Origin of the sequence: Methanosarcina sp., from assembly GCF_028693135.1 — an archaeon.
In the GTDB taxonomy this organism is placed as follows: Archaea; Halobacteriota; Methanosarcinia; order Methanosarcinales; family Methanosarcinaceae; genus Methanosarcina.
The window spans coordinates 1-22352 of sequence record NZ_JAQUVZ010000033.1 but is presented as its reverse complement, the minus strand read 5'-3'; the positions used below and the strand labels follow the sequence as shown (position 1 = coordinate 22352).

At 45.2% G+C, this 22352-nt stretch carries 21 protein-coding genes and 2 pseudogenes; 17 read left to right on the top strand and 6 right to left on the bottom strand.

Features of this window, described 5'->3' with window-relative positions; translation table 11 throughout:
- Position 1 precedes the first annotated feature (1 nt).
- The 9 genes and pseudogenes from PHF18_RS13185 to PHF18_RS13145 all read left to right on the top strand — a co-directional run bounded on the left by PHF18_RS13185 (position 2) and on the right by PHF18_RS13145 (position 8544).
- On the top strand, positions 2-964 hold the full coding sequence (locus tag PHF18_RS13185) for a SufD family Fe-S cluster assembly protein (RefSeq protein ID WP_300103602.1): 963 nt from the start codon (positions 2-4) through the stop codon (positions 962-964).
- 116 nt (positions 965-1080) lie between these two features.
- On the top strand, positions 1081-1446 hold the full coding sequence (locus PHF18_RS13180) for a hypothetical protein (RefSeq protein ID WP_300103599.1): 366 nt from the start codon (positions 1081-1083) through the stop codon (positions 1444-1446).
- Between the two features lie 778 nt (positions 1447-2224).
- A complete protein-coding gene (gene mtbC / locus PHF18_RS13175) occupies positions 2225-2875 on the top strand; it encodes a dimethylamine corrinoid protein MtbC (RefSeq protein WP_300103597.1) in 651 nt (216 codons plus the stop codon).
- A gap of 6 nt (positions 2876-2881) precedes the next feature.
- Positions 2882-4288: pseudogene (gene mtbB / locus PHF18_RS13170) on the top strand ([dimethylamine--corrinoid protein] Co-methyltransferase).
- 499 nt (positions 4289-4787) lie between these two features.
- Positions 4788-6275, top strand: a pseudogene (gene mttB / locus PHF18_RS13165) ([trimethylamine--corrinoid protein] Co-methyltransferase).
- A 2-nt stretch (positions 6276-6277) separates the two neighbouring features.
- A complete protein-coding gene (locus PHF18_RS13160; protein ID WP_300103594.1) occupies positions 6278-6931 on the top strand; it encodes a B12-binding domain-containing protein in 654 nt (217 codons plus the stop codon).
- Between the two features lie 98 nt (positions 6932-7029).
- The gene (locus tag PHF18_RS13155; RefSeq protein WP_300103591.1) at positions 7030-8076 is read left to right on the top strand and encodes a DMT family transporter; all 1047 of its coding nucleotides are present in this window, start codon (positions 7030-7032) and stop codon (positions 8074-8076) included.
- A gap of 2 nt (positions 8077-8078) precedes the next feature.
- A complete protein-coding gene (locus PHF18_RS13150) occupies positions 8079-8375 on the top strand; it encodes a hypothetical protein (RefSeq protein WP_300103588.1) in 297 nt (98 codons plus the stop codon).
- Between the two features lie 19 nt (positions 8376-8394).
- Positions 8395-8544 (top strand): hypothetical protein, encoded by a 150-nt coding sequence (locus PHF18_RS13145; protein WP_198143812.1) that lies wholly within the window; start codon positions 8395-8397, stop codon positions 8542-8544.
- Positions 8545-8787: 243 nt separating this feature from the next.
- Here PHF18_RS13145 and PHF18_RS13140 read toward each other — a convergent pair whose 3' ends face one another.
- Positions 8788-9471: a DUF5591 domain-containing protein gene (locus tag PHF18_RS13140; protein ID WP_300103586.1), complete on the bottom strand. Its 684-nt coding sequence runs from the start codon at positions 9469-9471 to the stop codon at positions 8788-8790.
- A 454-nt stretch (positions 9472-9925) separates the two neighbouring features.
- On the opposite strand from PHF18_RS13140, the gene PHF18_RS13135 reads away from it, so the two are divergent.
- On the top strand, positions 9926-10327 hold the full coding sequence (locus tag PHF18_RS13135; protein ID WP_300103585.1) for a helix-turn-helix domain-containing protein: 402 nt from the start codon (positions 9926-9928) through the stop codon (positions 10325-10327).
- A 46-nt stretch (positions 10328-10373) separates the two neighbouring features.
- On the opposite strand, the gene PHF18_RS13130 is transcribed toward PHF18_RS13135, so the two are convergent.
- The 3 genes from PHF18_RS13130 to PHF18_RS13120 form a co-directional block, all read right to left on the bottom strand.
- Positions 10374-11555, bottom strand: coding sequence for an aminotransferase class I/II-fold pyridoxal phosphate-dependent enzyme (locus PHF18_RS13130; RefSeq protein ID WP_300103583.1), 1182 nt, complete (start codon positions 11553-11555; stop codon positions 10374-10376).
- A gap of 83 nt (positions 11556-11638) precedes the next feature.
- Positions 11639-12130 carry an Lrp/AsnC family transcriptional regulator gene (locus tag PHF18_RS13125; RefSeq protein WP_300103582.1) on the bottom strand — a complete coding sequence of 164 codons (492 nt, stop codon included), beginning with the start codon at positions 12128-12130 and terminating at the stop codon, positions 11639-11641.
- A 69-nt stretch (positions 12131-12199) separates the two neighbouring features.
- Complete coding sequence (locus tag PHF18_RS13120; RefSeq protein ID WP_300103580.1) at positions 12200-12577, bottom strand: 30S ribosomal protein S8e; 378 nt, start codon at positions 12575-12577, stop codon at positions 12200-12202.
- 243 nt (positions 12578-12820) lie between these two features.
- On the opposite strand from PHF18_RS13120, the gene PHF18_RS13115 reads away from it, so the two are divergent.
- The 5 genes from PHF18_RS13115 (at position 12821) to PHF18_RS13095 (ending at position 16424) form a co-directional block, all read left to right on the top strand.
- On the top strand, positions 12821-12967 hold the full coding sequence (locus tag PHF18_RS13115) for a hypothetical protein (protein WP_300103578.1): 147 nt from the start codon (positions 12821-12823) through the stop codon (positions 12965-12967).
- A 162-nt stretch (positions 12968-13129) separates the two neighbouring features.
- Entirely contained in the window at positions 13130-13456 is a 327-nt protein-coding gene (locus PHF18_RS13110; protein WP_300103576.1) for a hypothetical protein, read from the top strand.
- A 404-nt stretch (positions 13457-13860) separates the two neighbouring features.
- Positions 13861-14550 carry a DUF169 domain-containing protein gene (locus tag PHF18_RS13105; protein ID WP_300103574.1) on the top strand — a complete coding sequence of 230 codons (690 nt, stop codon included), beginning with the start codon at positions 13861-13863 and terminating at the stop codon, positions 14548-14550.
- A gap of 586 nt (positions 14551-15136) precedes the next feature.
- Entirely contained in the window at positions 15137-15643 is a 507-nt protein-coding gene (locus PHF18_RS13100) for an NOB1 family endonuclease (RefSeq protein ID WP_300103573.1), read from the top strand.
- A gap of 166 nt (positions 15644-15809) precedes the next feature.
- Positions 15810-16424: an orotate phosphoribosyltransferase-like protein gene (locus tag PHF18_RS13095; protein ID WP_300103571.1), complete on the top strand. Its 615-nt coding sequence runs from the start codon at positions 15810-15812 to the stop codon at positions 16422-16424.
- Between the two features lie 236 nt (positions 16425-16660).
- On the opposite strand, the gene PHF18_RS13090 is transcribed toward PHF18_RS13095, so the two are convergent.
- Positions 16661-18793: a DHH family phosphoesterase gene (locus PHF18_RS13090; protein WP_300103568.1), complete on the bottom strand. Its 2133-nt coding sequence runs from the start codon at positions 18791-18793 to the stop codon at positions 16661-16663.
- A gap of 583 nt (positions 18794-19376) precedes the next feature.
- Between PHF18_RS13090 and PHF18_RS13085 the strand changes: the two genes are divergently transcribed.
- Both PHF18_RS13085 and PHF18_RS13080 read left to right on the top strand, forming a co-directional pair.
- Positions 19377-20162: a slipin family protein gene (locus tag PHF18_RS13085; RefSeq protein ID WP_300103566.1), complete on the top strand. Its 786-nt coding sequence runs from the start codon at positions 19377-19379 to the stop codon at positions 20160-20162.
- A gap of 50 nt (positions 20163-20212) precedes the next feature.
- On the top strand, positions 20213-21517 hold the full coding sequence (locus tag PHF18_RS13080; RefSeq protein ID WP_300103563.1) for a nodulation protein NfeD: 1305 nt from the start codon (positions 20213-20215) through the stop codon (positions 21515-21517).
- Positions 21518-21726: 209 nt separating this feature from the next.
- On the opposite strand, the gene PHF18_RS13075 is transcribed toward PHF18_RS13080, so the two are convergent.
- Positions 21727-22352, bottom strand: a 626-nt coding sequence (locus PHF18_RS13075; RefSeq protein WP_300103562.1) for an AIR synthase-related protein, incomplete at its 5' end; no start/stop codon positions are given.

Below are 22352 nucleotides of genomic sequence, written 5' to 3'. Positions count from 1 at the left end.
AATGACTCAGATTAAATTGAATGCGCTTTCCAGAGAAACTGAAGACATAACCGCAGCTTATACAGCAGCCGGAGGAGACGCTGCAGTCCTGCATGACCATGGGCTTGCAAGCCTTGTGGTAAGCGGGAATAAAGTGCTCAGTGCAAATGGGACAGAAGGAATAGTGCTTGAGAAGAACGAAACCGAGCATGGCGTGGACATTAAACTGACCATCAAAAAAGGATATAAAATCCCCCTGCCTGTCCACCTCTGCTTCGGGATGGTCCCTAAAGATGGGCTTCAGGAAATCAAAATGGACTTCGTAGCCGAAGAAGATTCGGCTGTAGAACTTATCGCCCACTGCACCTTCCCAAACGCTGAAAAGGTTATCCACAAAATGGAGGCTGAGATGCTTATCGGGAAGAACGCGTCCCTGAAATACACCGAGACCCATTTCCACGGACCCTATGGAGGAATTCAGGTACTTCCGAAAGCCCATGTAACGATAGAGGAAGGAGGCAGCTATTACACGAACTTTTCCCTTCTCTCCGGAAGGGTAGGGTATCTGGAATTCGATTACAGTGTGGACGCCGGGAAAGATTCGATCTGCGAGATGGTCACCAAGGTCTACGGAAAAGCAGATGATATAATAAAGATATTTGAAAGGATCTCTCTTAATGGAGAAAACGCCCGCAGTGTGATCAAAAGCCGGCTTGCCATAACCGACAACGCAGAATCCATATTCAGGGGAATCACCGAAGGCCACGCCCCGAGAGCCCGCGGACACGTGGACTGCATGGAAGTCATCCAGGGCAACGCAAAGGCTGAAGCTGTGCCAATTGTCCGGGTCGACAACCCCCTTGCAAAGGTTACTCACGAGGCTGCTATCGGCTGTGTGGACAAAAAGGAAGTCGAAACCCTCATGGCCCGCGGCCTTGAAGAAGACGATGCAATAGACATTATAGTAAAGGGAATGCTGGCTTAAAATCTGCCTTCATCCCTTATTTCTCAGAATCCGGCATCCTGTGAACTGAGTTCAGCTAATCAAGAACAATTTGTCAGGAAAATTTAGAGCTCTCAACAAGGACGGAGGTGGAAAGTATGAATGGTGAAGTAATCATTCTTGAAAAAAAGTATTCGGAAAGAAACCTGCAACTCATTACAGGAAAAAAGGACATAAGTTCGCATACGATGGATATTCCCGAAGAAATGTTGCTTTTAAGTGAAGCAATCGAAGACCCCCGAAGACTTCCTTACCTGCTGGAAACCTTTTATACTGCACAGATAAAGAATGAAAAAGCCTTTCATTTTGCTCTGCTCAGAGTCCAGGTAGATTCGGATATAAGGATGCATGAAGACATCCAGAGATACCAGCAGAGAAGATACGTAGCTGAAACCCTTGAGAAACTGCTATACGGGGAACTTATGCTTTCAGTGGGGGATAATACGAGCCTTGAAGAGGACTGAGGGCTCTGCCTTAAAAGAGTTTTTTCCTGACTTTACCATTTTCTCCATTCTCCAAATTCAGGAACTTGAAGCAGTAATAAGTTTTCCAAAACTCCTTTTTTATAGACGTCCGCACTTTTGATTAAAACTTTCGATTTCTCCAAAACGTTCTATTTATCCAGCCTTTTGCTCCTGGGCAAGAGTTTCCTTTGCCATTGAGAACCAGCAGAGAGAATCACTTTCTCTCACTTTTTTATCCGCAGTGTTCCTGATCCCCGGCATATATTCACACCAAAGAGAAGAAAACCAGGTTTCCTCCTATAAATTAAAAATACGGACTATTTAATAAATCTAACAAGATATAAATATATAGATTCAAACGATATTAAATAAGGGGTATAGCCCGGAAAAACGGGATTTTTCAATAGCTTTCCGCAATAACGTCTGGAAGGAAAAAATAGAGATCAGTGTAAGAGACTAGTGTAGAGACAAAATCCAGATTCAGAAAACAACTACAGTCACTACCATATTTAAAAGACAGGATAAATAAATCAGGGGAGGGGCTTAAGAGTACAGCTGTATAGTGGAAACTGTAGATGGAGAAACCTGGAAGTTAAAGCAGGATCCAGAAAAAGGCAGAAACTGTAATAAAAATAGATCTCGATCCCTCAGAAAAAACGAAAAAATGAAACTCGTTTTCTGGAGGAGAGGTTTTTTTTCAAATGTATAGACTGGGATTCTTCCGGCACGAAGAACCTAACTGTTCGTACAAAACAAATCTGGAAAAAGGGGGTTATAAATGGCAAGCAAAGAAGAATTAATTCAGGAACTTTCGGATGCGATCATTTCCTGTAAGAAGGATGCAGTACTTGCTGCTGTAGAAAAGGCAAAAGGAGTGATGGAACCGGCTGAGATCATTGAAAAGGGGCTTGCTGCCGGGATGAACCAGGTAGGGGTCCTCTTTGAGAGGGGAAAACTTTTCCTGCCCCACGTGATGATGGCCGCCGATGCAATGACTGCAGGGGTCAAGATCCTTGAGGCGGACATGCCTGCAGGCGCCCAAAAAAAGACAATGGGAGTCATTGTTAACGGGACTGTAGAGGGGGATGTGCACGACATAGGCAAGTCCATAGTCTCCACCATGCTCCAGTCTGCAGGATTTGAAGTTCATGACATCGGCAGGGATGTCCCGATCAAGAACTTTGTCGAGAAGGCAAAAGAAGTCAATGCAAATATGATAGGGCTTTCAGCTCTTATGACCACAACTCTTCCCGGTCAAAAAGGGGTAATCGAACTCCTCAAAGAAGAAGGTATGAGGGAGAGAGTAAAGGTTATGGTTGGAGGAGCTCCTGCAACCCAGGCCTGGGCTGACAAGATAGGGGCAGACTGCTACGCAGAAAACGCCAGTGAAGCCGTGGCAAAGGCAAAGGAACTGCTCCTTGGGAAGTGAGAATAAATGGCAACAGAATACGCTCTGAGGATGGGAGACGGAAAGAGGATCTTCCTTACCAAAGAAAAAATTCTAAGCGAGATCGAAGCCGGAACTGCACATGCTGCAGATCTCGGGGAGATTTCTGCCCTGGACGGAAACGAGCTTGAGAAACTTGCAGAAATCCTTATGATGCCCGGAAAAGCTGTCAGCGTGGAACATGGCATGGAAGTGCCCGTAACCCACGACATTGGTACAATCAGGCTTGATGGGGACCAGGGCAACAGCGGTGTTGGGATTCCCTCCAGCAGGCTTGTGGGCTGCATGGTGCACGAAAGGGCTTTTGGGGCCGACACTATGGAGCTCGGGCACATTGACTACAGCTACAAACCTGTAAAACCCGTGGTTTCAAATGAGTGCCAGGCAATGGAAGTCTGCCAGCAGAACATGATTATCCCGCTCTTCTACGGGGCAATGCCAAACATGGGCCTGTATTATACACCGGACGGACCCTTCGAAAACCCTGGAGATCTCATGAAGGCTTTCAAGATTCAGGAAGCCTGGGACGCCATGGAGCACGCAGCTGAACACCTTACCAGGGATACGGTCTGGATCATGCAGAAGCTCTTTGCCTCGGGGGCGGATGGGGTCAACTTCGACACCACAGCTGCAGCCGGGGATGCAGACTTCTATGGGACCCTCCATGCAATTGAAGCCCTCAGGAAAGAGTTCCCGAACATGTACATAGAAGCCGGGATGGCAGGGGAAATGGTGCTCGGGATGCATGGTAACCTGCAGTACGACGGTGTGACCCTTGCAGGGCTCTGGCCGCACCAGCAGGCACCCCTGATTGCAAAAGCCGGGGCAAATGTTTTCGGGCCCGTGGTCAACACCAACACCAGCAAGACCTCAGCCTGGAATCTGGCTCGCTCCGTGACCTTCATTAAAGAAGCCGTAAAGGTCTCAACCCTGCCCTGTCACGTTGACATGGGTATGGGAGTCGGCGGAATCCCGATGCTTGAAACTCCTCCGGTAGATGCCGTTACCAGGGCCAGCAAGGCAATGGTTGAGATTGCCAGAGTCGATGGCATATAGGTCGGGGTCGGCGACCCTCTGGGTATGCCGATCGCACACATAATGGCTTCCGGGATGACTGGGATAAGAGCAGCTGGCGACCTTGTAGCAAGGATGCAGTTCTCAAAGAACATGAGGATAAAAGACGCAAAAGATTACGTGGCAAAGAAGCTTAACGTTGGCACAATGGATCTCTCAGACGAACATGTCATGAGAGAACTGCGTGAAGAGCTTGATATTGGCGTCATCACCTCCGTGCCCGGCGCAGCCAAAGGCATTGCTGCAAAGATGAACATCGAAAAGCTGCTCGGCGTCAAGATAAACTCCTGCGATCTCTTTAGAAAACAGACCGGGAGGTAAGCACGAAAGAGGAGATCTATCGAAAAATCAGATAATAAGTTATATATAAATTATATATATGGATTTATAAAATAAAATTGACAGAGTAATATCAAATAATCCGGAAAAATTGAAGCAAAGGGGGGCTTAATCCGGGAAGTATGGAGTACTTTGCCGAAAAGTGGAGCAGCTTTTTCCCTGCAACCACGTTGGGAAAAAACGGCTGTCTTTTTGAAAAGTTACGGAAAAGCGGATAGTGGAGACTATAGCTAGGGGTTTCAAAGAAGGGAGTGGAGGGACACCGAGTTTTCCTTCTTTTAGGCCTGTAGCTGGAAGCTAACAGGTTTTGTCAAACGGGGCTTTTGTAGCAGGTTTTCAACCCTTCCCCTGTAAAACAAAAGTTATTCCCTCTTCACAGTCCGTTGAAGTCCGACCTTCGGGAAAAACGTGGATTTTCCCCTATGCAGATGAAAAGCGAATAGAAACAAAGTGAAGAAATTCGAGAATAAGGAGACTGAAAATGGCACAATGTAATGCATTTGCAGGATTTAATTCTCTTGAGGGCGTGGAACTGAACCTTTTTACCCGTGATGAGCTAAAGGCCATCCACTACGCCACAATGGAAGTCCTGATGAACCCCGGAATCCAGGTTTCGGATCCTGAGGCAAGGAAGATCTTCAAGGAAAATGGCTGTGAAGTTGACGAAAAGACTCAGATCGTGAAAATCCCCGAATATCTTGTAAGAAGAGCCCTTCAGCTCGCACCATCAAGGTTCGTGCTCTGGGGACGCGACAAGAAGTACAATACCGTACAGGAGTCAGGGGGTAAGGTGCACTGGACCTGTTTCGGGACAGGGGTCAAGATGTGCAGGTACAAGGACGGGAAGTACGTCACAGTGGACTCAGTAGAGCAGGACATTGCAGACATTGCAAAGCTCTGTGACTGGGCCGAAAATATTGACTACTTCTCCCTCCCGGTGTCTGCCAGGGACTGGGCCGGAAAAGGCGCCCAGGACGTCCATGAGACCTTCACCCCTCTTACCAACACCGCAAAACACTTCCACCACATTGACCCTGTCGGTGAAAACGTCGAACACTACTGGGACATCGCAAAAGCCTATTACGGCGGCAATGAAGAAGAAGCAAGGAAAAAACCGATCTTCTCCATGCTGCTCTGCCCGACCAGCCCTCTTGAGCTGAGTGTCAACGCCTGTCAGGTCATCATTAAGGGTGCCCGCCTCGGCATCCCCGTAAATGTCTTGAGTATGGCAATGTCCGGGGGTTCTTCTCCTGTATACCTTGCAGGGACCCTTGTGACCCACAATGCCGAAGTCCTCTCCGGTATTACTCTCGCTCAACTCACAGTTCCCGGAACCAAAGTATGGTACGGAAGTTCCACCACCACCTTCGACCTGAAGAAGGGTACTGCTCCTGTCGGATCTCCCGAACTCGGCCTGATAAGCGCTGCTGTCGCAAAGCTCGCCCAGTTCTATGGCCTCCCCGCATTCGTGGCAGGCACCTAGTCTGATGCAAAGATCCCTGACAACCAGGCTGGACACGAGAAGACCATGACCTGCCTCCTTCCCGCCCTCGCAGGGGCAAACACCCTCTACGGCGCCGGGATGCTTGAGCTTGGTATGACCTTCTCCATGGAACAGCTCGTTATTGACAACGATATCATCAAAATGACCAAGAAAGCGATGCAGGGAATTCCGGTTTCTACCGAAACCCTGGCAGTCGAATCGATCCAGAAGGTAGGAATCGGAAACAACTTCCTGGCCCTTAAGCAGACGAGACTGCTTGTGAACTACCCGTCCGACCCCATGCTCATCGACAGGCGCATGTTCGGTGACTGGGCAGCAGCCGGTTCAAAGGACCTTGCGGCCGCAGCAAACGAAAAGGTGATGGATGTCCTCAAGCACCACGAAGTCCCACCAATTGATGCAGACATCCTCAAGGACATGAAGGCAGTTGTTGACAGGGCTGACAGGACCTTCAGGGAGGGATAAAAATGGCAAGCAAAGAAGAGATTATAGCAAAAGCAAAAGCTTCGATCACCGAGTTTGATGAAGATATGGCAGCTGAAGCAGCAAATGAATCCCTTGCTGCCAAGATCGACCCGGTAGAAATCATCGAACACGGCTATACTGCAGGCATGCTGGAAGTCGGAGAACAGTTCGAGCAGGGGACCCTTTTCCTGCCCCACGTGCTTGCAGCCGCAGAAGCAATGAAAGCAGGAGTTGCCGTTCTGACCCCCGAGATGGAGAGGCGAAAATCCAAAACCGCAAAGCTTGGAACAGTCGTCATCGGGACCATCGAAGGAGACATCCACTCCATCGGAAAGGACATAGTTGCCTCCATGCTCAACATTGCGGGCTTTGAAGTGGTGGACCTCGGAAGAGACGTGGCCGTCAAGGTCTTCGTTGAAAAGGCAAAGGAACTCAAACCCGACATTGTTGCATCTTCCGCCCTTATGACCACCACCATGATAAACCAGATCCAGATCGAAGAACAGCTCAAAGAAGCAGGTATTCGCGATAAGATCAAGACCATGGTAGGAGGAGCTCCGGTTACCCAGGACTGGGCTGACAAGATAGGGGCAAACATCTACGGAGAAAGTGCAACAGATGCCGTCACCAAGGTAAAGGCAGCCCTGAAGCGCTGATAATCAGAAGAGCAGGCATTTCCGGGAGTCCCGGGCAGGCTATACAGGCCCGGCTCCCGGCACACCTGCCCAATAACTCTAACAAAGGGGGAGTTGGTATGGATCTGAAAGCTTTGAAAGCGCAGGAAAGCAAACGAAAAATCAGCAAAGGGTATATGTGGGCACTTTTTTGTGCTGTGTTCTGGGGCATCTGGTACCTGCCGGGAACTGTTGTGTGGGTGCTTAATCCGTTCGATGAGATGTACAGCGCCATTGCCGAAACCGGAGGGGACGGCACAGCTCTTATTATAACTGCCGTGCTGATTACGGCCTTTAATGCACTTACGGTCATGCTAGCGCTTATGCTCTGGAATGGGGTGCTTGGTAAATACGGGGAACTCGGTAGGACCCTTAAGGAATTCCATCCGTGTTCCAAGTGGTTCTTCCTGGCCTCGATTTTCGGAGGCCCGATGGCTATTCTCGGTTCATTCATTGCTATGGGCTTTATAGGCGGAGCATTTGCAGCTGTTGCAGCTCTTCTTTACCCTGTGGTTGGCTCGGTGCTTGCTTACTACTGGTACGGAGAAAAGATCTCCAGGAGAGCGGCAATCGGTATAGGAGTCATCATTGTAGGAGGTGTCACGATCTTCGGAGGCGGGCTTCTGACTGAGCTTTCCTCAGGCAATGTCCAGTGGATCGGATACCTTGGAGGTTTGATGGCTGCTGCTGGCTGGGGCATTGAAGGTGCAATCGCAGGCAAAGGTCTCGATATTTCCGAGCCTGACGTTGGGCTGACTCTCAGGTTCCTGGGAGAAAACATTATCTGGTGGATCATTATCGTGCCAATCCTGGCAATAGTTGGCTATCCGATGTATTCCTTTGCACTCCAGGCATTTGAACCCTTTACCATGCTGGTCCTGATTTTCGCAGGGATTACTTTTGGTTTCTGTTATGTCTGCTGGTACAAGTCCTTCCCGCTTATTGGGGTCGGAAGAGGCCAGGGTATTGGAAACCTCTACGGCTTGTTTGCTATTATCTTCATTTTCCTCTTCTTCGGAGATGTCCCGCAGTGGACCATCCTTGTCGGAGGTACCCTCTGTGTTATTGGTAGCTTCGTCATGTTTACGGAAGAAACAAGCGCACTTGAAACCCTGAGAGGTGAGTGAAAGTGGGCAAAAACCGTCCGATAAAGTTCAGGATCCTGGAGCTATTCCTTGATGGGGAAGGACACTGGAACTACGAAATCGTTTCAAAAATCCAGGAGGAATATGATATGAAAAGCGCCTACGGCAGGGACAGCATCAACTTTGATATCATCGAACTGGCATCCGGGGGGATGCTGAAAGACGTGGAACAGAAAGTCGATGAGAAGGGAATTTACAAAAAAGATTTCCTGCTGCACAAATACGTGATCACCGACTTCGGAAAGGTCCGGGGCTCGGATGCCTGTATCAGGTATGTCTAAAGGTACGGAGGAACAAAATATGGTACAAACGGCAGCTGCTATGGAAGCTTACAATGCTTACTGGGTAAATTCCGTTATCCCGGGAGCGAACACCATGTGGATGGTCCTGATCCTTATCCTGGCAGTTATTGCCCTCTGGCAGGCAAGGACCTTCGTATCGAAGTTCTGAGCTTTCAGTGGGAGCAGGGGGGATACCCTTCGGTCTGTCTGTCAAGCATAAAACACAGGGAAGACCTGATACGAAAAAGGACTTAGTTCCTTTCGGAGCGGAGCTTATACTTCATTAAGGATTCTAAATAGAGATCTATCCTGCAGGCGTATTGGCTAGAGGACAGCTTTAACTCCGGGAACGCGGAGGCACAACGGAAAGTCCTCCTACTCGGAGGGTATCAGCCCGACAGGCGGGGTTGGTTCACAGGACGTACCAGTCTGTATCGTCAACAGACATGTCTTCCCGGAGGCCAACTTCCCTTGCGGGGAGTTTTAAGGCTGTCGTTATCGCATCGGAAAAGTCTTGAAGGTACTCTTTAGATGAGAGGCTATTGTAAATGAAGGCTTTATCGGGCTGGATCATCCTCTGAATTGTGGATTCTCTCGGGACAATATCCACTTTGATGTCAACCATTTCCAGGGCTTTTTCCATTGCAGTTCGAAAATCCCCTATACAGTATGCTATCCTGTGCCTGTGGTTTGCCCTTGTCTTTTCAAGATAAGCGGCAATCCTCTCACTTTCTATTTTTATAAAGTCTCTCTTGATCTTTGTCACATTGCATTTGCCCATCATGAAAGTGTAGTTCATAAAAGGGTACTGAGTATCAAGTTCCCTTGGGGCAATTCCGCAGGTGCCGAAGGTCACTATGTGTACATCCTCGGGCTTTGCAATCCCAAAAATTATCCTGTCAAATTTTTTATGGGATGGGCTTTCATGGTAAGGTTTTCTCTTGGCGCAGGGAACAAAAATACAGACTTCCCTGAAAGGAGCTTCATACTCATTGAGAACCCATTCATTGGCTTTTATCATGTCAGGATGGTAAATTATTCTCTCTGTATCAAGAGGTTCTTCGGAACGTTCATCTTCAGGGATAATGGGCTTCATAAGACCTCAGAGCTTATTGAGTCAGGAAATTATATATATAATTAACTAAACCAGAATCACTCTGGATTTATTATTTTTTGAAAACAGCCAGAAAAGATATAATGGAATACCCATTATATATTACCGGATAAAAATAATAAAGTTTAAGTGAGATTAATACGTTTATATACATACTCACAATATTGGTAGTTAAATACTACATAGTTAACTACCTACATAGTTAACTACCCGCTAAATCTAAAGATTTAATGGGTTTCCTGCTGAAGGTTTACGATACTTAACACAATTGGGGAGTATGCTTTTAAAATGTAAATTTGGAGACCGGTACAAGGTTTTCTATTTTATAAGCATCCTCAATCAACCTTCTATAATTGAAGGTGCTTGCCGGTATTCTCAAAGAGCTCAAAATAAATTTTAAAAACAATAGGGCAAACTGTCCTCAAATAGTGGTTTTATGGTTAATTCTATTCATGAGATGATCAGAGCAAGCTTCAGATGTGAGGACATGGTAAAATGTGTACTCGGTCTTAAGGCCCTTGACATGGATACATACAAGGCTCTGCTTATGCATGGTCCCCTGACAGCAGAAAAATTGGGAGATATCCTCAACAGGGAAAGGAGCACTGCATATCGTTCCCTGCAGAACCTTATAGCTTGTGGAATTGTTTACAGGGAAACACGATCCATCGAGAGTGGGGGGTACTACTACGAATATGTAGCTATCGAGCCCCAGGAAATGAAACAGATGGTAAAGAAAAACGTTGATGAATGGTACAACCAGATGAACGAACTGATTGAAAAAATGGATGATAAAGTAAGTGCCCTCGTCATGCGGATGGACGATGAGGAAAGTTGAATGTAAAAAAGTGATACAAGTAGACCGAATAAAGATTCGGCCTAATTCATTGTTTTAATCCGTCTACAAAATCTCCCATTCTATCGATTGCTTTTTTAAGGTCATCCAGAGATGCTGCATAAGCGCACCTCAGGAAACCTTCACCTGCTTCTCCAAACACATCTCCGGGAATTGTAACAACCTTCTTTTCATTCAGGAGACGTTCTGCAAAATCCGAGGAGGAAAGGCCTGTATCTCCGATATAAGGGAATGCATAAAAAGCGCCTTTAGGGTTGAAGCACTCAAGCCCTATGCTATTAAAGCCTTTTACGACAAAGTGCCTGCGCCGGTCATATTCCCGGACCATCCGCTCCATTTCCCCTTTACCATTGCGGAGAGCTTCGATTGCCCCTATCTGAGCAGTTATAGGAGCACATAACATGGAGTACTGGTGGATCATCATCATTGAATGGATAATGTCCGGAGCTCCCATTGCAAAGCCGAGTCTGAGTCCTGTCATTGCATAAGCTTTGGAAAAGCCGTTGAGCATGACAGTTCGGTCCTTCATACCTTCAAGAGAAGAGAACGGAACATGGCGGCCTTCATAAGTCAGGCATTCATAAACTTCGTCTGAGATCACAAATAAATCGTTCTCAACAACAAGATCAGCGATATCCTCCATTCCCTCCTGTTCCATAATTGCACCTGTAGGGTTGTTAGGGAAATTGAGGATGATTGCCTTTGTTTTGCTGGTGATTGCAGGTTTCAGAGCTTCTGCAGTAAGGCTGAACTCATCGTTCCTGTGAGTAGAAACAATAACAGGTTTGCCTCCTGCCAGAACTACTGAAGGGACATATGCCACGTAGGAGGGCTGAACCACAATTACCTCATCACCGGGATTGACCACAGCCCTGACTGCTATATCAAGAGCTTCGCTTACTCCTGTGGTAATCAGGACTTCGGATGCAGGATTATAGTCCAGGCCGTAGCGCCTGTAATAGGTTTTTGCAAGTTCGTCTCTGAGTTCCGGAAGTCCGGAGTTTGAGGTATATGATGTCTGCCCTTTTTCAAGAGAATGGATGCACATTTCACGAATATGCCAGGGGGTGATGAAATCAGGTTCCCCTACCCCAAGGGAGATTATATCCTCAAGCCCGGAAACCAGATCAAAAAAACGTCTTATTCCTGATGGCGGGATACTCTTTACAGCTTCCGCAATGAATTTTGAAGGATCGCATGGAGGTCTCAAGCAAACACCTCTATAAAAAAATTTATATGTATGATCAAATGTAACATGGAATAAGATGGATCAGGTCTTAAACGTTCATCCCTTTAAAACGAGATCGGGAGCCTTGTAATTGACTCGGGTTCGTGGAGGATTACCCCATCTTCCTTATAGGTCTTCAGCACGAAATGCGTGGACGTACTCTGGATCTGGTCAAGGGTGGCGATTTTTTCTGCCACAAAAAAAGCTACATCTTTCATTGACTTTCCCCGGACGGTAAGGGAGATGTCATAGTTTCCGGACAGAAGCCTGACAGATCTGACTTCCGGAAACTTATAGATCCTTTCTGCAATTGCCTGATAGCCCTGGTTACGCTCGAGAGTGACCTTCAACTCAATTACGGCGTAAACATAGTTTTCCCCAACAAGGTCCCAATCAACTATAGTCTTATAATGCCGAATAACTCCTGTTTCTTCAAGCTTTGCGATCGTCTGGGAAATTTCCTGTGCAGACGTTCCTGTCAGGGTTGCAATTTCTTCCGGACTTGTTCGGGCATCATTTTCAAGAATTTCCAGTATATGTCGAATAATTTCGTCCATGTTGATCACCGGCACAAAGTTTAGGGAAATTGGCACAGAACCCCGGGTTGGGGTCAGGGCTCTCTTCAATTATTCAATTAATACAGCGTTTACAACTCCATCCTGTCCGGGTCTGCTTGTAACTTTAGCAGTGCCCATTGGAGTTCTTATAACGGAACCTTTTGTCAGTATGTTACGCCTGATGTAGTGCTTATTTGCAGCGTTGTCAATTACGGTCTCAATAGGTGCAGTAACTGTCTTTCCGTCTTTAGGATTGGTCACGTTTGCAACGTTTGACTGGAGAAGCCTGACTTTCCTGTTGCCGCCCATGGTTTGAACGTTCTTTCTTTTTACTTCACTGATACGGGTATCCGCAGATTCGCGGCCCATTTCAAACTTGCGCTTCCCGCGGGCGGCAATAACCTTCCCACCGGTAACTTTTCTTCTGGAGCTGCCTTGCCATCTCATTATTAAAACCTCGTTATTGTATTGAAATTTAAGCCAAGATTTAGATTATATTTAGCTACTTAAGCTGGTTTTTATATGAACTTTAAATGGTCCGGGTAGTGAATTTAACGGTCCGGATAGTAAATATCCTGTAATCCTGATCTGGTGATCCTTTTCCAGGGCATAAGCATACCTATCAGTAGCTTAATTGCCCTGCTAATATATTAATGTATTAACAGGAATACTTTAATTAGCAGATTTGCTATGGACTTAGCAATACGAATAGAATCGTATAAGAACTTTGCGATCATGCCGCCAGAAAAACTTTGCCTTCTGGACAGCACCTGCATAAGGGTAACTGTAACTGAAAAAATAGCATCACAAGACCATAAAGTTACCGGTATAAAATGAGGCCTAAAAAGCTGGCCACGGAAACATATATATGTTGAATTAAATAAAAACGAAATAGAAAAAAATATTCAGGTACAGGCCAAAAGGGAAATCTTAGATAATAGGGCATTGAAAGCCCTTCAGACCCCCCCCGCCGATTATACAGCTTACAGGAGAATAAAAATGGTTACTGAAATTTCGCTCAATACCATATGTGGACATACAACAAAAGTTATTGCTACAAAAGAAGGCAAAAACACACACGTGCATATCAAAACCACCTGTGAAAAACTAAGGAAATGGGGCACACAATTCGATATGGACATGAAAGACCTTATGGGCGGCCCTGAGACCATGCTTGCCCAGAAAATGGCTGAAGCTCCTCTCACTCCTACCTGCTTCGTCCCGGCTACTGTAATGAATGCCTGCTGGCTCGAAAATGGCCTGATTTCTAAAAACCTTGCCCGGGAAATGGGAAAAATGGAGATAATTTTTGACAAACTTGAGTGAAGATTCCTTATTTGGATCTTCCTTTTTGTATTTTCTTTAATTGGATTTTCCTTATTTTGATTTTCCTTATTTGGATCTTCCTTTTTGTATTTTCTTTAATTGGATCTTCCTTATTTTGATTTTCTTTAATTGTATTTTCCTTAATTACGTTTTCCTTAATTAGAGCTTAATTTTATGTCTTAGGCAGGAGTTGAAACTAACAAAACTCATTAAAAAATCGACAGTACTGCGATAAACCATCTTGATAGGTCAAAACTTAATAATATTTATATTAAATAAGGTTGAGTATTGTTTAGTCAAAACTCAACAAACGTAAATATATAAAAGAGAGATCTTACGGATCTATTTATGGATCTATTTTTTTTTCAGTTAGATTTTCAAAAATTAAACACGGAGTTATGAAAATGGATTTAAAAGAAATCAACAATTATGGACAGGAAATGGTTGAATGCCTTAAACTCAAGACTTCCCCAGTTGCAGTAAAACTGATCCCGACTGGAGGAGAAATTCCCGAAGGAATCAAACAGGTAGGCGAAACCATGAGACACTGCCAGATGATTGATCATGTAAGGAAGACAGGCGAAGAGTTCTATTCCCTTGGAGAAGACCAGATGTGCAAAGGTGGATCTGCGTCCATGGGCCTTGGCACAATGCCAGCAAAAGTAGGCAGCGGGGAATTCTACTACAAGGGGCTGAAGCATTTCAGCAATATAAACTCTGCACGGCGTACCGTGGAAAATGCCCCCATGCTTCCTTCAAACAGTACCAGAGCAATCTTGTACTCTCCCCTTGAAAAAACTTCTTTCGAACCCGATGTTGTGGTGGTAATCTGCAACCCAAAGCAGATAATGTTACTCACACAAGCTTTCATGTACAAAAGTGGAGGCAGGCTTGAAGTAAGTTTCGCAGGCAAACAGAGCATCTGCTCCGATGGTGTAGTACAGGCTTACAGGGACGGAAAGATTGGAATTACTGTGGGATGCAGCGGTAGCAGAGCTTATACTGAGATCGCAGATGAAGAAATGATCATGGGAATCCCTGTTGAACGTCTTCCAGAAGTAATTGCCGATCTCAAGAAAATCTGTGCAGAATAAAACAAAAACCTGCATATTTCAGATATAAATTCCTCCATGTTCAAGCCCGATAGTGGGCAAGACATTGATCAAATATGACATAACAGACACAATCTGTTCATTATGTCATATTTGAAACTCAGTCTTCTGCTTCTGCTTCTACTTTCAGTCGCCGATCCTATTATCAAGAGAATATATAAATTTTATCTGCTGATCGAACCAACCTATTTTAGTTTAGAACGTAATATTACTTCTGATCACTCAAGGTGCTGTCATCATTGAAAATACACGAGATAACTGTGCCAAAACGCTTTTTATGAACTATAAAATCAATTAAAAACCATATTAAGCCCTCTTGAGCGGATCGAAATATAATATTACTTGTCCATAAGTTAGTCCGCTTGAGCGAAGCGAAACGGACCGCGTACTCCCGAGGCGCAATTCGGGTGGCGCAACTCTGCTGGATCAACTCGGGGAGATGATGGATTCGGGGAGACAATGGATTATATACTAAAAGAGAAAACAAACATAAAATTCTTCAGATTACAGGCACAAAGAAATAAAAGTACTTTTCAAATCGTAGTACTTTCATGCCAAGAGAAATAAAATGACCTCTTACATAGCAGACTCAGCAGTTTTTATAATGGGGAACTGCAGCGTGGACAGTTCGCTGCTGATCACCGTCCCTTCGGTTGTGGACGAATTAAAAAGCAGAGATTCCGTGCTCCGTTTTGACCTTGCAAAAGAGGGAGGGCTAAGGGTTGAATGGCCAGAACCGGAAATGGTAAAAGAAGTTCGGAAAAAAGCTGAACAGACCCGGGACTCAGAAGAGCTTTCAAAAACTGACCTGGAAATTCTTGCAAAAGCTCTTGAACACAGGGATAGGGCAATACTGCTAACAGATGATTATGCAGTTCAGAACGTTGCCGTGCAGCTCGGGATTCAGGTTAAACCAATAGCCCAGAAAAAGATCCGGGATATCATTATCTGGCAAAAGCAGTGTACTGGTTGCAAAAAAACTTTTGATAAAGGGGATGAATGCCCGATTTGCGGTTCACCCATGAAGAAAAAGAGAAAAACAAGACTTAAAAGAAAAGGATCTCAGGAAAACTGAAGAAAAAGATATAACGCTTGATAGTGTAATAATGTCTTTAACTGAGAAAAGATATATTTGAATTATAGTTTTTCAGGCAGTAATTCCAGGCAGCATCCATAAGAAGAGCTGCAAAAATCGGCCGGAAATACCGCCATACAAAAAAATATTAGGTGGGAATGGAGGCATGAAGAACATAGAAGACCTGATTCAGAAAGCTGTGGAACTGCAGAACAATGGGCTTGTGACCGGCCAGATTGCCGATGAACTTAACGTTTCAAGAGAAACAGTTACATGGCTTTTAACCCGCTCAAAAAAAGAAGGAGCAGTCCCCGCTCCAAAAGACATATCCGTAAACTGGAGCAGCATAGGAAAGAGTGCTACACGGCTTCACTATATCTCACTTGCACTCTGCGACATGGTGCTTGAGACCCTGGAAAAGACAAACGCTGAGGTGGACGTGGTAGTTGGTGTTGCAGCAAGTGGCGTCCCTCTGGCAAGCATGATGGCAAATGAGCTGGGAGTAGACTTTGCTCTGTATCATTCCCGTAAAGGACAGGATGTTGTCCAGCCAGGCCAGAAAGGTACCATCAGCAGGAACTTTGGAAGTGTTGTAGGCAAGAACTGTGTGATCGTGGATGACGTCATCACGACAGGCTCGACAACCATGGAGGTAATTGAGCAGCTGCGGGAAATGGATGCAAAACCCAGAGTCGTAGTTGTTCTTGTGGACAAAAAAGGTGCAGATACAATCGCCAATGTCCCGATCCAGTCCCTGGTAAGGATCGTTCGTGTTGACTAAAAATAACAATAAAAGATAAAACAGGAATAACTTTCTTTGATATGGAAAGCCTCTCATAATGGGGGGTTTCCAAAAATTTATTCTTTTTAGATTTCTTTTTTTAGTTTTGTTTTACTTTTTTCTGGCACTTTTTACTGGCACTTTTTTCTGGCACTTTTGAACTATTGCTGCTTATAACCAGTTTTTTACCCCGACGCCGAGAAAGAGAAGGATTAAAGGCTTATTGAAAAAGCCTGTTAATTCTCAACTTCAGTAGCTGCAATCTTTTCTGCAAGCTTTGAGAGCACTTCAGTTCTCATCCCTTCCACGAACTTTATGCTGCCTACAACAAGGTGCCCACCACCGTTGACTCCGGCCCCTTTCACCTCTTCCCTGAGTTCCCTCACAATCCGGGGGATGTTCAGGAGCAGACCTTTTGAGCGGATAACCGCAAAATCCGGACCGTAGCCGAGGGTGACCACAGGCTTTCCCGGGTTCCTTTTGGTGAGTACATCATGCACTTCCCCAGAGGTCTTGCCCGGTGGCGGGAAGGTAAACTTCTGGGCATAGTTTTCGACATCTATCACATTCATGATAGTGCCATTCGACAGGTTCTGGGACTTGACGTTAAAGAGACATATCTCAAGCTGTTCCTGTATCATGGTGTTTGCCTGCTCGCAAAGCAGGGATACCAGATTTTGATGGATTTTGTGGTCGCCCAGATCCAGGATATCGTCAACAATCCCTTTTCCACTGCTGAATCTAAGCCAGAATTGCTCGTAATCCAGTGCCAGAGCCATATCTTTTAATTCCTCACGAGTATAGCGGTCTGAGACAAGGGAGATATACCTTCCAGCTTCGGGAGCCTCAGAACGATCTCCTAATGCCGAAACAGCAGGAAGGTGCTTTATCGTGTCACTGATACTGGGATTGATCATACGTGCGACTTCAGCACAGAGCATTCCTGCAGTAACCCCAAAGTCTCCTCCTACATGAGCAGGGTTTGCATGGCCTATAAGATACTGATCAACAATGTCATCCGGATGATGGTGGTCAACGACAAGCATATTGATGCCATAGACCTGTGCCTGCCGCATAGCGGGAACATCCTCTTCTGTTGACCCATTGTCTACAAGGATCACAAGAGGCATTTTCTGCCCGTGCCTGGCACAATCTTCAAGTGCAAAGGAAATATCCCTTGTAATGTCGGCAAGCTCGTAAAAAGGAGCCTTTGAAGGAGCCCGTTTGTAAAAATAGTATTCCGCATCCGCTCCCCCGATTTCCGTAATAAGGGGGAGAATTGCCCTCTCAATAGCGATTGCGGAAGTTATTCCGTCAGCATCGGCATGATGCCTGAGGATAATAGGTGTTGAATGTAAGATTGCCTTTTTTATCTCTTTGGCGACATGAAGCATTCTGGGCTTGAGCTTTTCCATAACCTCGCTTTCGATCAGGAAAGGAATATCAGCAGGCGTTGCTTTTTCCTCAATTACCCTCTCGACCCTGGACTTGACAGCAGTTTCCTTTTCTCCGGTCAGCAGTTTCATGCTCATGACTTCGATCTGGACCTGCTCATCCCTCGGGGTCACTTCTCCGGTAATCGATACGATCATTCCTGCATCGATATGAGGGTAAGACCGCTTTCCTGCGCTCTCAAAAGCCGCACAGGGAATAAAGCCCCCTTCATCACCTATGGTGAAAATAGTAGGCCCGCTGGTCTGTTTTACCTGGATGACTTCTCCTTCTATCCGGACGAGCCTGCCTTTCATGCTGGTATCTATTTCGGATGAACTCTTAAGTAGGAGCTCTTTTTCAACCTCAATGGTTTCGTACTTTGTAAGAGTTTGTGGGATAAGATCCAGCTTTCCTCCGGCTTTAATACTTTTTACCAGGACGATCACAGCAGCCCTAACTTCCGGCTGGACCCCAACATTGCTGGAATGCATAAGCCCTCTTACATGAGAGTTCAGATCCACAAAGACTCCAAAGGAAGCGATGCTGCTTACTATGCCGTGATAAAGTTTTCCTGCTTCCACATCCTTGAGGTCACAGGATTCGTCCAGAGCGTAAACATACTGGGAACGTGAACAGGAACTGCAGATTTCTTCATCTGCATCCTGTAATTCATTAATTCTTGCTCCACAAACCTTGCAGGTATAGATCTTTCCAAGTCCCTCGCAGGTTTCACAGGATCTGGTAACTTCGATTGTCCCCTTTCCTTTGCATTTCTCACATACTGCACCATTTTTCAATAAACTGTCAATTTCGGTTTCCGAAATTTTCATGAAATCAACTGATTTTGACTTGCCTTTTCCCTTACATAAAGGGCAGACTTCAGTTGAAATAACCTCATAGCCACGCCCGTGGCAATCTGGACATTCCTTACTCATAAATATCAACACCAGTGGTTCTTACGAACCTGCGTTTTTTACTTTCACAGTTATTTAGAGTTCTAAATCTCGCTTTGAACTCCAACGTTTATTATGTTCTTTGTCGGCCTTTCAGTCTATACTGGTAACTGTAGGATTTCAGTCTACTGGTAACTGTAGGGTTTCAGTCTACTGGTAACTGTAGGACCTTCACCTGGCCCGAAAAATCAGCGCATACTGAACTCGTTATCTTCCTGCATATCCCCTGTTTTTCAGTTCAATATCTTCGGTATGCAAGATATAAGTATTTGTCAGCATGCCATTTTGCACAACGTCTAAAGATATATAGAACCTTCAGGCTTTTTAGGTGGTGTCTGTCACCTTTCAGATTTGTTATCTTAAAGCCAGGTCAACCGTGATCCATGAAAAATCCAGAGTGAGGACTTATATAGATTCACGGATCTTTTAAATAGGCAACATCATACAAAACTTTTAAATCCTGATTGTTTACTTCACAGGAATTATTTTGTACAATTTCCGATAAAGAACACTTAATTATTATTAAGCCCAATTTTAATATTAATTGATAGGAGGGAATAAAAGTATGGTAGATTTCATCAGTGAATTATTGTTTCCTGTATTAATAGTTGTAATATTAATACTCTCACAGTCTATAAAAATGGTTAATGAATACGAACGTGTAGTTATATTCAGGCTTGGTAGACTGAGTGGCGTAAAGGGGCCAGGGATTTTCCTTATTATCCCTTTTATTGATAAAGCTCTGAAAATAGACCTGAGAATTGTTGCCATTGACGTTCCTAAACAGGCAATTATCACCAAAGATAACGTCACAGTTGAAGTGGATGCTGTTGTCTACTACAAGGTAGTAGAACCTGGAGCTGCAATTACACAGGTTGAGAATTATATGTTTGCAACTTCAACCCTTTCCCAGACTACGCTTAGAGATGTGCTGGGTCAGATGGAACTTGATGAGCTGCTTTCGGAAAGGGAAAACATTAATAAGAAGATTCAGGAACTTCTGGATGCCTATACTGATCCCTGGGGAATCAAGGTTACAGGAGTAACTATCCGGGATGTAGCCCTGCCTGAAAGCATGAAGAGGGCAATTGCAAAACAGGCGGAGGCTGAAAGGGAAAAGCGGGCCAGGATCATCCTTGCGGACGGAGAATTCCAGGCTGCTCAGAAAATGAAGGAAGCTGCTACTCTCTATCAGGGACTTCCGGTAGCCATCAAACTCAGGGAACTCCAGACCCTTGCCGAAATTGCCAAGGAAAAGAACCTGATAGTTGTTACACAGCAGTCCCAGGATATGCAAACCGGGAATATCGCGGCTCTTTCACAGGCCATTGCCGGAAAGAAAGTGGAATAAAGGCGCGAATGGTCAGAAGAAACATAAAAAAGGAGAACGGATCGATAAACATGCATATGGAAAGGGCATCCCATTTCCTTTCTATTTTTTTCCTGTGCTTCATCCTCATAGCTGCCTTTACGCTTCCTGCAAGTGCAGGGCCAGAGGAGAAGGTGCTTGTACTTGAAATAGCTGGAGCTATTACCCCGGCTTCCGACAATTTGATAGCTGACGCAATAGACAAAGCTGAGACCGGGAACTTTGAGGCTCTCTTAATTACCCTGGATACCCCAGGGGGAGGGCTGGAAGAGACTCAAATAATCATAAAGGCAGTTGAGAACACAACCGTTCCTGTGATCGGGTATGTGCCTGAGAGCGGGAAAGCCTGGTCTGCGGGGACCCTCATCCTTATGGGAACTGATATTGCTGCAATGGCTCCCTTTACAGTGATAGGATCAGCTCAGCCGGTGCAGATATCTGCAGAAGGGACAAAACCTATAGAGGATGAAAAAATTATAAATGCCCTCGTTAAATTCTCAACTGAGACGGCAAGAAAACACGGGCGAAATGAGACTTTTGCAGAAGAAGTAATTACCAAAAACCGAAACCTGAACGACGAAGAAGCTCTGGAAGAAGGAGTAATCGAATATAGAGCTCCTTCCGTTTCGGACCTGCTGGATCAGGTTGACGGGCAGGTTGTAAAAGGTAGAAAACTGCAAACCGCAAATGCAGGAATAGAGACCTATGAACCTCCCTTTCCCATTTCCTTCCTGACCCTCATTTCAAACCCGGTCCTTTCCTCCCTTCTCCTGACAATAGGGCTTTATGGGATCATCTTCGGGATTTCAAACCCCGGGGCCGGAGCAGAAATTTTTGGCATTATTGCAATTGTGCTCGGGCTGATAGGCACAGGATTCGACATTAATATAGCAGCATTTTTCCTTATCATTGTCGGAATAGGGCTTCTTGTCCTTGAACTTAATTCCCCCGGATATGGGGTTTTCGGGCTTGCCGGGTTTATCAGCCTGGTAATAGGGAGCATCTTCCTTGTACCGCTTGGAGGGGAGAACATTTACACTCCGGAATTCAGGAGACTGCTGACACTCACAGTTATCACTCCCACAATCGTTTTCGGGCTTTTTCTGGTCTTTGCAATTTATAAAGTCGCCGAAACAAGGGCGAAAAGGCCCGTTATTGGAGCCATTGTCGGAGATACTGCCCGGACAATAGACCCTATAGGACCGAAAAGCCAAGGTTATGTCCGCTATAAAGGGGAATACTGGAAAGCCAGGTCCGAAGAAGAAATAGGAACTGAAGAAGAAGTTGATATTATAGGAAAAGAGATGGAAGTGCTTTTGGTAAAAAGAAAAATTTAATCTTTCCTTCCTTCTCTACTTTTCCTTTTTGTCTTTTGGACACTATTAAGCTTAATCGTTAAGCTTAACCGTTTTATTTTTCCAGGTTTAGTTCCCCGATTTCTTTTTATTGATTTCTATTCCCGGTTTCTTTTTATTGATTTCTATTCCCGGTTTCTTTTTATTGATTTCTATTCCCGGTTTCTTTTTACTTATTTCTATTCCAGAGTTCACCTTTTCTTTTTGTCCCTTATTTTTTCAAGAACTCTCTGCTTTTTATTGATAGCTTCTTCTGCTGCCCTGTCAATTGCATTTCTCATCTCCTCGAAATCTCGCGGGTTCTCTTCCCCGTGAACTTTTTTGACAGGAGTATATGCAGATTCTCTGAACCTGGGGGAAAAGTCCCGGGTTTCTCCATTGACGATAACTTCAGCTCCGTTTCCTTCTTCCACACGCCCTATGATGTCAATCTCGACACCTGCAGCCCGGACGGTTTCAAGAATCTCGCCGGCATATTCCGGGGGGACAATAACCAGCAGGGCATCAAGAGATACTCCGCGATAATCGATTTTAAGGAGTTCAAGCATAGAAAGCACTTTTGGATTAACAAGGGCTCTCATTTTTTCTTCTTCAAAGACCATTTTTACTTTTGCAGTCTTTGAGATTTCCCGTGCGTCTCCACGTATCCCGCCATTGGTGACGTCGGTCATGGCATGGACCTTTTTGTATAACCCGGACTGCAGGAGAGCTTCGCAGGCTTCAAGAAAACGGATGTTAATGGTCTCTTCAACTACATCATGCATCCCGTAATAAAGTGCAGTTGTAGAAATCGTACCTCCGCCTGCACCTTCAGTCA

Bases quoted from the DNA above. Each gene is read 5' to 3' on its own strand.
- PHF18_RS13110 (WP_300103576.1), top strand. From the start codon at position 13,130: ATGGTTACTGAAATTTCGCTCAATACCATATGTGGACATACAACAAAA.
- PHF18_RS13155 (WP_300103591.1), top strand. From the start codon at position 7,030: ATGGATCTGAAAGCTTTGAAAGCGCAGGAAAGCAAACGAAAAATCAGC.
- PHF18_RS13135 (WP_300103585.1), top strand. From the start codon at position 9,926: ATGGTTAATTCTATTCATGAGATGATCAGAGCAAGCTTCAGATGTGAG.
- PHF18_RS13185 (WP_300103602.1), top strand. From the start codon at position 2: ATGACTCAGATTAAATTGAATGCGCTTTCCAGAGAAACTGAAGACATA.
- PHF18_RS13145 (WP_198143812.1), top strand. From the start codon at position 8,395: ATGGTACAAACGGCAGCTGCTATGGAAGCTTACAATGCTTACTGGGTA.
- PHF18_RS13085 (WP_300103566.1), top strand. From the start codon at position 19,377: ATGGTAGATTTCATCAGTGAATTATTGTTTCCTGTATTAATAGTTGTA.
- PHF18_RS13140 (WP_300103586.1), bottom strand. From the start codon at position 9,471: ATGAAGCCCATTATCCCTGAAGATGAACGTTCCGAAGAACCTCTTGAT.
- PHF18_RS13115 (WP_300103578.1), top strand. From the start codon at position 12,821: ATGGACTTAGCAATACGAATAGAATCGTATAAGAACTTTGCGATCATG.
- PHF18_RS13080 (WP_300103563.1), top strand. From the start codon at position 20,213: ATGCATATGGAAAGGGCATCCCATTTCCTTTCTATTTTTTTCCTGTGC.
- mtbC (WP_300103597.1), top strand. From the start codon at position 2,225: ATGGCAAGCAAAGAAGAATTAATTCAGGAACTTTCGGATGCGATCATT.
- PHF18_RS13090 (WP_300103568.1), bottom strand. From the start codon at position 18,793: ATGAGTAAGGAATGTCCAGATTGCCACGGGCGTGGCTATGAGGTTATT.
- PHF18_RS13180 (WP_300103599.1), top strand. From the start codon at position 1,081: ATGAATGGTGAAGTAATCATTCTTGAAAAAAAGTATTCGGAAAGAAAC.
- PHF18_RS13160 (WP_300103594.1), top strand. From the start codon at position 6,278: ATGGCAAGCAAAGAAGAGATTATAGCAAAAGCAAAAGCTTCGATCACC.
- PHF18_RS13095 (WP_300103571.1), top strand. From the start codon at position 15,810: ATGAAGAACATAGAAGACCTGATTCAGAAAGCTGTGGAACTGCAGAAC.
- PHF18_RS13125 (WP_300103582.1), bottom strand. From the start codon at position 12,130: ATGGACGAAATTATTCGACATATACTGGAAATTCTTGAAAATGATGCC.
- PHF18_RS13105 (WP_300103574.1), top strand. From the start codon at position 13,861: ATGGATTTAAAAGAAATCAACAATTATGGACAGGAAATGGTTGAATGC.
- PHF18_RS13100 (WP_300103573.1), top strand. From the start codon at position 15,137: ATGACCTCTTACATAGCAGACTCAGCAGTTTTTATAATGGGGAACTGC.
- PHF18_RS13120 (WP_300103580.1), bottom strand. From the start codon at position 12,577: ATGAGATGGCAAGGCAGCTCCAGAAGAAAAGTTACCGGTGGGAAGGTT.